Annotated in this window: 5 protein-coding genes; all 5 read left to right on the top strand. The window is 39.8% G+C overall.

The window, feature by feature from the left end; translation table 11 throughout:
- The first annotated feature begins 7 nt into the window (after window positions 1-7).
- Entirely contained in the window at window positions 8-1723 is a 1716-nt protein-coding gene (locus AC06G9_RS16270; protein ID WP_260948640.1) for a RagB/SusD family nutrient uptake outer membrane protein, read from the top strand.
- Window positions 1724-1832: 109 nt separating this feature from the next.
- The gene (locus tag AC06G9_RS16265) at window positions 1833-3734 is read left to right on the top strand and encodes a glycoside hydrolase family 43 protein (RefSeq protein ID WP_084405467.1); all 1902 of its coding nucleotides are present in this window, start codon (window positions 1833-1835) and stop codon (window positions 3732-3734) included.
- Between the two features lie 26 nt (window positions 3735-3760).
- Window positions 3761-6259, top strand: coding sequence for a glycoside hydrolase family 2 TIM barrel-domain containing protein (locus tag AC06G9_RS16260; protein WP_045756495.1), 2499 nt, complete (start codon window positions 3761-3763; stop codon window positions 6257-6259).
- A 677-nt stretch (window positions 6260-6936) separates the two neighbouring features.
- Window positions 6937-10896 carry a two-component regulator propeller domain-containing protein gene (locus AC06G9_RS16255; RefSeq protein WP_052627484.1) on the top strand — a complete coding sequence of 1320 codons (3960 nt, stop codon included), beginning with the start codon at window positions 6937-6939 and terminating at the stop codon, window positions 10894-10896.
- Between the two features lie 262 nt (window positions 10897-11158).
- Window positions 11159-14389, top strand: coding sequence for a SusC/RagA family TonB-linked outer membrane protein (locus AC06G9_RS16250; protein WP_281046849.1), 3231 nt, complete (start codon window positions 11159-11161; stop codon window positions 14387-14389).
- The last annotated feature ends 3 nt before the right edge of the window (window positions 14390-14392 follow it).

Here is a 14392-nt window from a genome sequence, read left to right as displayed (position 1 = left end):
TTTAACAATGAAATCATTACATAAATATATCGCATTATTAGGCTTAGGAGCTATTATTTTGTCCGCCTGTAATAAAAATCTGCTGGAAGTGACCGCTACAGATCGAATCTCCACAGATGCCATCGAAAGCGATACTGCAGTCCTCGAAGCTTTTATCATGAATAGGTATCTGGGGGAGAAAATTATATCCAATGAAGCAGACGGCACAAATCCAGGTTTTGGACGTGGATTTGAATATTCATTATGGTCATCCGTCACAGACGAATCGATGTACACCAATGATGACGCAACTTGGGTTGTGCTACGTGGACAGCTATCCCCTGAAAATACGGGTGCTACAGGATCAATTTGGGCACGTAGCTACCGCAGTATCAGAGAATGCAATTATGCCAAAAAAGTGTTGGCCAATATCACCATGAGCGCAACACATAAACGTCATCTCGAAGGTGAACTTCAATTTATACGCGCCTTCAGATACCATGATTTGATTCGCAATTTTGGACGTGTTGTCTTGATGGGAGATACCGTATACGGTTTAAATGATGATTTAACCAAAGCAAATCTGTTTGAAAGAAAATCGATCCAAGAAAGCATGGATTATGTCATTAAAGAATTAAATGAAGCAATTGAAAAATTGCCAGCAGACAATCATCAAGCAACTTGGGTAGCTGGTCGAGCGACCAAAGGAGCAGCGATGGCATTAAAGTCCAGATTACTACTGTACGCAGCAAGTCCACTTTATAATGCAGGAACATGGGCAGACGCCGCAAAAGCAGCGCAGGATTTGATTTCGCTCAATAAATATAGCCTGTTTACAGGTGGTTATAGAGAATTATTTTTAACAGATCGTAACCCCGAAACTATTTTTGCACGCTATTATACCAAAAATGCCAACCATGTGCATTTAGAAATCGCCAATGGCCCCAATGGTTATGGCGGTTGGGGAGGCAACACACCATTTCAAAATTTAGTCGACGCGTATGCCATGAAAAATGGACAAGTTCCATTCAATGAAGATGGTACAGTAAACACCGCTTCCGGCTATAATCCAAACAATCCTTATGTCGATCGTGATCCTCGTTTTGATGCGACCATTTTATACAATGGATCCATTTACAGAGGACGCGCTGTTGAAACTTTTACACCAAAAGGTCAAGACAGTCAAGAGGGTAATGACAACTGGAACACATCCAAAACAGGATATTACCTGCGTAAATTTATGAATGACGCATATCCATTGCAAAATCCTTGGGGAAATGCAGGATTCCAGCCTTGGAATTATTTCAGGTATGCCGAGATTTTATTGAATTATGCAGAAGCAGCAAATGAAGCCTATGGACCAGATGTTCTTCCAGCTGGAGGTACGCTGACTGCAAGACAGGCATTAAATCAAGTGCGTGCTAGACCATCAGTTGAAATGCCGGCGATAACCGGCGGAACATCAAAAGACGAATTTAGAAAGCATGTACGCTATGAACGCCGTGTAGAATTAGCATTTGAAGAACATCGCTTCTATGATGTCAGACGATGGAAAATTGCGATGGTCACTGAAAATGTTCCAGCATACGGTGTGACGATCACAAAAGATGCAAATGGCTTTGTCTATAAACGCAAAGAAGCCATCTCCGGACGTTCATTTGAGGAAAAACATTATTGGCTTCCGATACCACGTTCCGAAATCTTATCTTCAAATGGGCAGTTGGAACAAAATCCATCCTATTAGTCCATTTAGTTGAAGGTAGATAGGTATGCATGTTTGATAAATGATACATTTCAGGCACGCATACCTATCTCTTTAAATTTTATTTTATAAAGAAAAACAGATCATGTACATGCGGTTTACAATTATAACATTCTTATTGATCAACATTGCAGCAAGTGTCTTTGCACAAGGATATAAGTACGGTCCTGCAGACAAAGATTTTGCTGGTTATTTATTTGCGTATTTCAAAGGAAATGCGGTAGAAGACGAAGCAGTATGTTTTGCTATCAGTACCGACGGTTATACTTATCGGGCATTAAACAACAATCAGCCAGTCCTAGATTCAAAGAAAATCAGCAAAACAGGTGGAGTGCGCGATCCACATATCCTTCGTGGAGAGGATGGTAAAACTTTTTACATGGTCATTACCGATATGACCTCATCTAGTGGTTGGGATTCCAATAGGGGGATGATCCTCTTAACATCCCAGGACCTGACAAACTGGAGCCATTCGCGCATTGACATACAAGAGCGCTTTAAAGGTCAAGAAGATCTCAAAAGAGTATGGGCACCACAGACCATATTCGATCCGGCAGTTGGAAAATATATGGTTTATTGGTCTATGCAGCATGGTGCAGGAGCTGATATTATCTACTATGCGTATGCAAATAAGGAATTTACAGATTTCGAAGCAGAACCAAAAGTACTTTATCTTCCCAGAAATGGCAAATCATGTATCGATGGAGATATAATATTAAAAAATGGACTATTCTATCTCTTTTATAAAACCGAAGGTCATGGCAATGGCATAAAACTAGCAATAACAGATTCCCTGACTTCAGGAAAGTGGATAGAACAGCCCGGTTACAAACAGCAGACCAAAGATGCGGTAGAAGGATCGAGCGTTTTTAAATTAAATCATTCCGATCAGTACATCTTAATGTATGATGTATATGGAGTAGGCAAATATCAGTTTTGCGTATCCGAAGACCTTGATCGTTTTAAAGTTATAGACCATGAGATCGATATGGATTTCCATCCAAGACATGGATCCATCATACCCGTTTCAAGACAAGAACTACTAAATCTGACGGCAAAGTGGGGGACACCAAAAGGAATAAATCTAACATTTAAGAAAAATCCCATATTAGATGGTTTTTATGCTGACCCTGATGTGTTATATTCCAATAAAACCAACGCATATTATATCTATCCCACTAGCGATGGCTTTGATGGCTGGGGCGGTCATTATTTCAAAACTTTTTCATCTTCAGACCTCAAAAACTGGAAGGATGAGGGCGTCATTTTAGATCTAAAAAAAGATGTGCATTGGGGACCCCGTCATGCATGGGCACCTACCATTACCGAAAAAAAGATCAAGGGAGACTACAAGTATTACTATTACTTCACTGCTGCGCAAAAAATAGGAGTTGCAGTATCCGATCTTCCGACAGGACCATTCAAAGATTCAGGCAAACCTCTGATTGATTTCAAACCCGCAGGAATAACAGGAGGGCAAGAGATAGATCCAGCAGTATTTAATGACCCAAAGTCGGGCAAAAGTTATCTGTACTGGGGAAATGGATATCTTGCCGTAGCAGAACTTAATAAAGATATGATCTCCATTAAGAAAAATACCGTCAAGGTACTTACACCTGATAAAACCTTTCGCGAAGGCATATATGTATTTTATCGTCATGGTCTTTATTACTTTATGTGGTCGGAGGAAGATACCCGTAGCGAAAATTACCGTGTACGTTATGGAACATCCAATTCACCTGATGGTCCCATAACGATTCCACAACATAATTTGATATTACAAAAAGATGCAGCTCAGGGTATTTACGGTACAGGGCATAATTCGGTATTACAGATACCCGGAACTGACGAATGGTATATCCTCTATCATCGGTTTAACTACCCTGATGGTATCAATATGGGCGATGCTGCAGGCTATAACCGTGAAGTGTGTATAGATCGTTTATATTTTGATGCACAGGGCGCCGTTATACCAGTTATTCCCACACATTAGTACATTACTTAGCATAAAAAAGTACCATGATAAAATCATTCAAAAATATCACCCTTTTACTGGCTTCCTTAAGTATAGGATGCACTTTAGGGTATGGCCAGCCAGGATTTGGTGTCGCACAACGTATCAATACAGAGTGGCGGTTTCACCTGGGAGATACCGACGGACAGCTTTCAAAAGACCAACATGATCGTGCTTGGAGCAAGGTCCAGTTGCCGCATGATTGGAGCGTCAAATATCCATTGAGCCCAAGCTTAGCAAGTGCAACAGGCTATTTGCCAGGAGGTATTGGCTGGTATCAAAAACAATTATCAGTACCGGTGGAAGATCAAGGTAAAAAAATCTTTCTTTACTTTGAAGGCGTTTACAACAGAAGTGAAGTTTTCATAAACGGAAAATCAATCGGCAAACGACCAAATGGATACATTTCATTTTCGTACGACATTACACCCTATATCGAGTTTGGAAAAGCCAATACAGTTTCAGTCCGCGTAGACCATAGCCAAAGTGCAGATTCGCGCTGGTATACCGGATCAGGTATTTACCGTGATGTCTGGATCGTAAAATCCAATCCCATCCATATCGATCAGTGGGGTGTATACGCCTATCCGGAGTTGAAATCAGGAAAAGGTAGCTTACATAGCGAAGTCACCGTGGTCAACAGTCAAAATACGAGTAGTCCCATTCTTATAAAACAAGAGTTGATCGATCTCAATAGCAAAATCGTAGCACAGAAATCGCATAAGCTAACATTAGCTGCATCTGATAGAGCCACCATTCAGCAAAAGCTTTTTGTTGCAAATCCACAACTATGGAGCTTGGCCAATCCGGTGCAGTACACGTTGAAGACCACGATCTGGCAAAACGGTCAGTTGATCGACCAGTCCGAAGTCAAGACCGGTTTCCGTACCTTCACATTCGATCCCAACAAAGGTTTCGCTTTAAATGGAGAGTGGATGAAAGTAAAAGGAGTCTGTATTCATCATGATGCCGGAGTCTTAGGCGCAGAAGTATATCCAGAGGTGTGGAGACAACGACTGCTCACCTTAAAATCACTTGGTGTCAACGCCATTCGGACCAGTCATAATCCGCAGGCTACTTCCCTTTATACCTTATGTGACGAACTGGGTTTACTCGTCATGAATGAAGCATTTGACGAATGGGAATTTCCTAAAAGAAAATGGTTGCAAGGTTGGAATTTTGGCACACCTGGTTTTCAGGGAACCTACGATTTTTTTGAAGAGTGGGGAGAAAGAGATCTGGCCGATATGGTCAAACGAGATCGAAATCACCTTTCGATCTTTGCCTGGAGTATAGGCAATGAAGTCGATTATCCCAACGATCCCTATTCACATCCCATTCTTGGAGGAGAGAAAACGGAGGGCGGCTTTACCCAGGCCTCTTATGGAGGATATAAAAAAGATGCTCCAGATGCCATGCGCTTAGGTGATATCGCTAAAAAACTGGTAGCAGTCGTCAAAAAATATGACAGCAGTAGACCGGTTACAGCGGGCTTGGCAGGAGTCGCGATGTCTAATGAAACAGCCTATCCAACAGCACTTGATATTGCAGGGTACAATTACACCGAAAGCAAATATCAGGAAGATCACCAGCGCTATCCAAAACGTGTTATTTTCGGTAGTGAAAATAGGCATGATATGGCAGCATGGCAGGCTGTGCGCGACCAAGAGTATATATTTGGACAGTTTTTATGGACAGGCATAGATTATTTAGGAGAGTCAGGAAGGTGGCCTTCACGCGGGTTTTATTCAGGTTTGTTGGATTTTGCCGGATTTATCAAGCCTCGCGGTTACTTTCGTAAAGCTTTATGGTCAGATACACCCACCGCTTATCTAGGAACATATCCATTGAGCGGTCGCGCAGGAGCGACAGATGTCTGGTCCGCTTTAGAGGCAGAAGAAGGAAAACGCAAAAATGAAGCACCTTCGATGGATGCTTGGCCAATTTGGAATTATCAAGAAGGACAACAGATAAGAGTAGTCTGCTATACCAATAGTGCACATGCACGACTGGAATTAAATGGACAACTTGTAGGCCAAGAAAAGACCTATGATGATCGATCGGGAATTATCTTTTGGGATATCCCTTATGCAGCAGGAAGGCTCGAAGTTGTTGGATTAGATCAAGATCACAAAGAAATCGTGCGACATGCTATCCAGTCAAGTCAGCGTCCAGCAGCTATCCAATCCACCCGAGTTGGAGATCCTAAGGTACACCATGATGGCGTTATTCAAATTGCTTTACAGATTGTTGATGAGCAGGGTATCCCGGTGGTGCTTTCTGAAGATGAGATCACATGTGATATCGTTGGAAATGGAAAACTATTGGGTATGGAAGCAGGAAACAATGCTGACATGGGAGATTATACCGATAATAAACAACGAGTTTATCATGGCAAAATGATTGTCTACATTCAAGCATCCGGAAAATCAGGAGATCAGATTGACGTAAGATTTACCGCACCTTGGTTAAAATCAGCACGTGTACAATACACCATTAACTAAGATGTATGCAGCAGAAGAGGATCAGTATATGGATCCTCTTCTGCTGTATTGATATGTTTTTACCTGTTTCATATTTTCTTGTTTTGGTATCAATACTAATTATCTTTACTTTCTTTCCTCTGTGCAGATTTATACTATTGAGATCATAGAGACAATACGGTATCACTTTTGCGCCACTACCCCCCCCCAGTATATTTTCTTGATGTCCAGTCACATTACTTTAAATTAATTTCACATCTGAATTATTGGGATACCAAGCATAAAATAAGTTTTCATCCGTACTTGTATTTGTTGCCTGTGCATTTTATTGACCTCAATATCAACTAAACCATGAAATACAGTGCACTGCACCCTTGCGGAGTATTAACTATATTTTTTTTAATAATTATAAAAATATATCTTATTTACGGACAAACTTTGTAAAGTTCAGTCCAAATAACAAATTTTTGCTACTTTACCATACGCCGGAAATGAAGAGAACGTCAAATAAGTGTACCTTTGACATTATTTACTGTCCTAAATAACGGGGTAGAAATCTATTTATTCAAAAAGTATTTACAGGATTGAAAAGAACAATTATTATTTGGTTGCAGGTTTGCATTCTATTTTTTTTTACAGTAATATCTGTTTTGTGTACATCCCTTCAGGCTCAGGAATCTCCGTATCTGTTTAACAATATGGGCATCAAAAATGGTTTGTCAAATAGTCGCGTTATTGCGATTTCGACAGATCAAAAAGGATTTTTGTGGTTTGGCACAGCATCGGGACTGAATCGATTTGATGGTTATGATTTTAAGATTTTCTTGCATAATGAAAAGGATACAACAAGTATTAATGATAATTACGTTGATAAGATAATCAAGGGGCCACTCCATTCGCTTTGGATCTATACTCCTAAAGGCTGGAATAAATATGATCTGAAAAGTGAAAAATTTGAATCAAGACCACGCTCTTGGTTATCTAGAATTGGTCTCCCACATGAGTGGTTCAAAACAATCGTAAGCGATCCATTTGGAAATTTTTGGTTCCTCTATCCCGGTGAAGGGATTTACAAGTACATAACGAAGAGTCGTCAATCATATCTTTTCAATACGACCAATAGCTTACATCCACTCTACAGCAATGATATTTCATCATTGACCTTTGATCCTCCAGGTAATCTTTGGGTTGTCTACGCAAATGGGATGATCGAGGTGCGTCGTTATTCGGATCATAGGTTGATCAAGCGATATTCTATTTCTGAAAATATCAGTTCTCAGGACTATCAGATTTTTATAGATGCTGAGGGCGATGTTTGGGTTTATGTACCTGGGAAAAAAAATCCTGTATATTGGTATAAGTTAAAGGAAAAGGTGTGGGTTGTTCTTGATACCTATTCAAAACGATTTCAACTCAATAATGATATTGTCAATGGGATCGTGCAGGATGATCAAGGTAAAATCTGGATTGCTACTGATCATGGAGGCATCAATGTTGTGGATAAGTCAAAGGAATCAATTCATTATATTTCCAATGATTTTAGCATAAAAGAAATTTCACCAAGTAATGCGATCAAGTCGCTTTTAAAAGATCCTTCGGGTACGATTTGGATGGGTACTTTCAAATCGGGTATCAATTCGTACAACCAAACTAAGTCATCTTTTCCACATTTTCGCCACAATCCAAAAAATTCGACAAGCTTACCTTTTGATGATGTCAATTGCTTTGCAGAAGATCAGGTTGGCAATCTGTGGATTGGCACGAATGGACGAGGTTTACTTTATTTCGATCGAGTAAAACAGACTTTTACAACATATTTGCAGGGAAATAAGGGTAATGGACTTTCGAGTAATATCATTTCGAGCCTCTATGTAGACCGAGATAATAAACTTTGGATCGGAACTTATTTCGGGGGACTTAATTGTTATGATGGAAAGCAGTTTATTCAATATCGGCACCATAGCAAAATTCCTCATAGTCTTTCTGATGATAGTGTCTGGGAAATATTTGAAGACCGAGCAGGAAGATTGTGGATCGGGACGTTGAATAATGGGATGCAGCTCCTGGACCGTAAAACCAATAAATTTATAGATTATCGCTACGATCATCCTTTTAACTATTCGGTCAATGCTATTATTGAAGATAGAAAAGAAAATCTATGGGTAGGCGGATCAGCAGGTATCGAGTTATACGATAAGAATAGAAAACTGCTGCAACACTTTGCTTATGAGCAGGGAATTGAAAATAGTATATGTAATACCACAGTCTTAGATATCATTGAAGATGCTAGAGGATGGATATGGATTGCGACGCGTGATGGTCTCTCCATTTACAATCCAGAAAAGAAGAAATTTTTCAAATACCATAAAATAGATGGATTGCCGCATCAAACAATATTGCGCCTGATCAAGGATAAAAAAAATAATATCTGGGCAAGTACGCCCAACGGGCTGTCAAAGGTCACAGCTCATTATTCCTCCGATCAAGTAAGATTGTCTTTTAGAAATTATGATGAAACGGATGGTCTTCAAGGTAATACTTTTAATGACGATGCAGCTTTTATTACTCGATCCGGTGAACTGGTTTTTGGAGGAAGTAATGGATTTAACCTTTTTTTTCCTCCTTCTGATCAATTAAAAAGAAAAAATTATCCGCTTTTTTTCACGGATTTACAGCTGTTTAACAATAGCGTTCGGGTAGGGGAAAAGTATAATGGCCAAGTCATTTTATCAGAGAGTATATCAGCTACACAAAAACTATCACTACAGTATGATCAAAATGCAATTGCCATCCAATTTGCAGCACTTAATTATATAGATCCCGGGAAGATCACCTATAGTTATCAATTACAGGGTCTGCATGATAAATGGGTAACGGTAGATGGCAATAATCGAAAGATTAGTTTTACAGGATTAACACCAGGCTCCTATACACTTGTCGTGAGGGCAGAAGAAAATGGGGTTATTAATCCCGTTTATGCTAAACTGGAAATTAAGATTTTACCACCATTTTGGGCTAGTACGTGGGCATATGTATTTTATGTATTGGTTATCGTAATAGGTTTATGTTGGTCAAGATATCGAATTATAAGTAGTGCTCGAATCAAGTTTAAAAAAGAACAGCAAGAACTGGAGCAGCTAAGGCGTCAAGAGTTAGATGCAATGAAAATTCACTTTTTTACGAATGTGAGTCATGAGCTTAAGACACCGCTCTCTCTGATTATAACACCTATAGAAAAATTTTTGGAACAAGCTTTCCCTGAAAATGAATCTCGACAGTTTAGGTTGATACATCGAAATGCCAGACGTTTGCTGAATATGGTTGATCAACTATTGGATTTTCGAAAACTGGAATTGGGAGAACTTCATGTGCATAAAAAAACTGCTCGAATATTTGAGTTTTGTAAGGAAGTATTTGAAACGTTTTCTGATTTAGCGGAAAAACGTAATATTCATTTTTCTTTCAGTATCATGGGTGAGGAGAGAGAAATAGAATTTGACCCAGATAAAATAGAACGCATATTGTTCAATTTATTGACAAATGCATTTAAATTTACGCAAGAAGGGGGACATGTAACCTTGTCTGTTCGTAATCTCGACAATAAGTCCATAGAAATAAGGGTTATTGATACAGGAATAGGAATTGCCAACGATAAATTAGAATTAATTTTTGAGCGTTTTTATCAAAATAAAATGCCGGATAATATCATGAATCAGGGGAGTGGTATTGGACTATCCATCAGCCGTGAATTTGCAAAGCTTCATCAAGGTACATTGCATGCCGAAAGTCAAATCGGACAAGGGAGCGAGTTTATTCTTCGATTAGCAATACAATCTGAGCCAGATCACAAAATAATACCTGAAGGTACTGTTATTCCTGTTGAAGATAGAAAACAGTCGCTTAAAAAGACGGTCTTATTGGTAGAGGATAATGAGGATTATCGCCACTACATGAAAGAGTTTCTCGAACCTTATTTCAACATTATTGTGGCATGTAATGGTAAGGAAGGATGGCAGAGGGCACTTTCCGAACATCCAGATCTTATTGTCAGTGATCTCAACATGCCAGAGATGAACGGTGCCGAGCTCTGTCAAAAAGTAAAGGCAGATAAAAGAACTGCATTTATTCCCGTTATTTTGCTTACAGTAGTGAGTTCTGAGCATAGTCAGCTTCAAGGATTGGAAAAAGGTGCTAATGACTATATTACAAAACCGTTTCGGATGGAAATGTTAATTTCTAAGATGAAAAATCTCCTGACGCAGCAGGACCGATTCAAAGAAACTTATCAAACACAGGTCAGTGTGACTACAAGCGAACTCGATACAACCTCCGCCGATAAGGAGTGGATTAAAAAAGTGCTGACCTATATCGAAGCAAACATGGGCAATTCGAGCCTTTCGGTACAAGGTCTCGGCGAGGAGTTTGCCGTGGGCAGGGCGACCCTATATCGAAAGATTTTTGAATTAACAGGCAAGACGCCTGTTGAATTTATTCGTAGCGTCCGTTTACAACGTGCACAGCATATGTTGGAAACTAAGCAATGGTCCATCGCCGAAATTGCCTATCAGGTCGGATTTACTGATCCTAAATACTTCAGCAAAGTGTTTCGGGAAGAATTCGGTATCACACCTTCTACGTATCAAGAAAAACACCGTTAAAATGATTAAATAGGGGAATTTGAAACATTTTTCCCCCTATTTAATGCAAAAAATCCCCCCTCATTGCATCCTCAATATGCTAATTTTGACCTTACGGTATAACCAATTTGATTAACCACTCAGAATACCGTAAAGGGAAATAATTTCAAAATTATAAACGAACTGATTAAATATGATATGCTTGTCCACTGACAGTCATTCGACCTGTCTTGAACGCTCAACAGTACTATTTTCTAAAAAAGTAGCCTTTTTAGGAATATTTATGGCGTCAATCACCTGTATGGCTCAGGCTCAAAATCGCATTTCTGGAAATGTGGTTGATGAGCAGAGGCGCCCATTGACCGGTGTCAATGTTAGTGTCAAAAATTCAAATCATGTTACATTAACCAATACCACGGGAGATTATTCGATAAAAGCACTACCTACCGATACGCTTATTTATACTTTCGTTGGTTACTTACCGCAACGTAGGTTAGTAGGAGATCTGAAGGCGATCAATATCCAGCTGTATAAGGACAATATCCAGATTGATCAAGTAGTCGTAGTCGGGTATGGCAAGCAAAAGCAACCCACTGTGACAGGATCTGTGAGTGTTGTGGATGGAAAGGATCTTGTGCAAACACCTGTAGCCAATGTAACAAACATGCTTGTAGGGCTAGCTCCAGGTATTACTGGCGTGCAAAGCAGCGGTGAGCCCGGTCAAAATGCAACTGCACTGCGTATCCGTGGCATATCAACACTCAATGGATCTAATCCCTTGGTCGTGATCGATGGGGTACAACAACCAGCAGAAAATCCTTTTACGATGTTGAACGCGATCGATGCTCATGATATTGAAAATATCAGTATCTTAAAAGATGCTTCAGCAACAGCTGTATATGGTATCCGAGGTGCCAACGGAGTGATTATCGTGACGACAAAAAGAGGCAAATCTGGAAGACCTTCTTTTAACTTCTCTGCAAATAAAGGGTATACGACACCAACTTCATTGATTCCTATGACTAACTCGCACGATTTTGCTTCGAGTAGAAATGAATCGATCCGTAAACTCGATGCATCGGGAAATGGTGTCTATAATAATATGTTATTTTCCGATGATGAGCTTTGGAAATTTAAAAACAACCGCGACTATACAGCTGCTGAAATTGGAGCGATGTCTTTGACGGCACAGCAAAAAGAACAGCTACAAAATAGTCCAGCATTATACTATACAAGCCACGATTGGTACAAAGAATTGTTTAGCGGAAGAGGTAATCAAAATCAATACAACTTAAACGTATCAGGAGGAAGTGAAAAATTCAAATATTCCAGTTCAATCGGTTATTTTGATCAGACCAGTATTCTCAATTATACAAAAATAGCAGGTGCCGATGTAGATCCTAAATTTTCAAGATATACATTTAGAAACAATTTTGATATTGATGTCGTCAAAAATTTGCAGATCAGCATCAATATTAGCGGGCAATTTTTGAAAAATAAGATTGCCAATCCCAAATCGGACAACTTTAGCAATGTTGAAACTTCGGATTTGGCATCGCGTTATCAAGCGATACTCATGAATATTAAACAGGGGCCATTTATTTCCCCGGGAATTGTTGATGGTCGTATCGTTCTACATTTTGTTGGTGCAGATGGTAGCCCGACCAACCCGATCGGTACAGTAAAAGGAGGAAATGGAGGATATCCGAGTCAGGTAATCAATCCTTTAAATCTAGTGACGAGAGGATATGGTGTGACACAAGGAACAAACTTAAGTGCACAGACTGTCCTAAAACATAAGATGGGGTATATCACAAGAGGTCTAGCATCACATTTTACTGTCGCATACGATGATAATTATGCCAAAGGATATACAGTGACCCCTGGCGTACCCACTTACTCGGCTTACCGAAATCCGCAAAACCCCAATGATATCGTCTACATAGGCGGTATGGTCAATGCTGATAATAGCTTGACAGATTATTTATTTAATTCGAGTTTCAGAAAGATCTATTATGAAGCCGGAGCAGATTATTCTCGGGATTTTGGCAAGCATCATGTATCGGGCCTAATATTGGCAAATGCTCAAAAATATATAGCCAATAACTTAGCTTTTAACACTCCTTCAGGGTTAATGAGTTTAGTAGGCCGTGCGACCTATAATTATGCCGAACGCTATTTGGCCGAAGTCAATATGGCATACAATGGAACGGAACAGTTTGCCCCGAGCAATCGCTTTGGTTTTTTTCCTGCATTTTCTGCTGGATGGATTATCTCAAAAGAATCCTTTTTGGAGGATAGTAAATGGTTAAGTTTTGCTAAAATCAGAGCGTCCTATGGCGAAGTGGGTAATGATCAAACTGAGGCAGCACGCTATCTGTACCTAACCAATTCCTGGAGTCTGTCCGATCCCAACAACGGCTATTATTTTGGAAGTACAGATGGATCCACGACCAATCCACAAATTAGCGGAGCGATCGAATCAGCTGTTGGAAATCCACGAGTGGTTTGGGAGCGTGCCAAAAAGACCAACGTACAGCTCGATTTGAAATTTTTCAATGACAAGTTAGCATTTTCAGGTACCTATTTTGCCGAAAAGCGATCAGATATTTTAGTCCGGCCCGCTATTATTCCAGCAAATCTGGGTGTGGCTGGCACACCTGTTTCCAATGTAGGAAAGGTTAGCAATAGCGGATGGGAATTTGAGTTAGGCTGGGATGATAAGATCGGTGATGATTTCGCTTATTTCTTCAAAGGCAACTTCTCTTATGCCCGCAATAAAATTGATTATATGGCAGAAGCTGCTTTCCCTTATCCTTGGATGAACCAAACGGGGTATATGATTGGTCAGCCTAAAGGTTTGGTCGCTGATGGGTTTTACAATACTGCATCAGATCTTGCGAATCGACCTTATAACACCTATAGCAATCTCGTGGATGTAGGTGATTTGAGATATAAAGATATTAATGGTGACGGTCTGATTGATAATAAAGATATGATTCCGATTGGTCATCCTGTATTTCCATTGATCTCCTATAATTGGCGTCTAGGGATGTCCTACAAAGGTTGGGATATAGCTACGTTGTTTATTGGTACAGCCAAGGGCTCTTATGATATTAGTAATACCTATTATGGTGGCAACCGCATTGTAGAGGCGGTTAATGATGGACGATGGACACAGGAAAAATATGAAAATGGACAGGACATCTTTTATCCAGCTCTTAATGCCATTGATGGTGTATCGCAAGCTTCGAGAGTAAAAAGTACATTTTGGTTACGTTCTACAGATTTCTTGCGATTGAAAAATGCTTCGGTAGGATATACCATTCGAGATAGTAAAGTGTTGCAACGGGCAGGTTTAAGTCAAGTACGTGTTTTTGCAAGTGGAAATAACTTGATTACATGGACAAAACTGGTTAAAGGGATTGATCCAGAATCAACAAGCCAAAATAGTAATGGCTATATCTTCCCGCTTGTTCGGACGTACAACTTAGGCATGAATATTTCATTTTAAAAA

Source organism: Sphingobacterium sp. MAE, assembly GCF_056711605.1.
The sequence above is the reverse complement of the archived record's forward strand: the minus strand, read 5'-3'. Positions and strand labels throughout refer to the sequence as shown.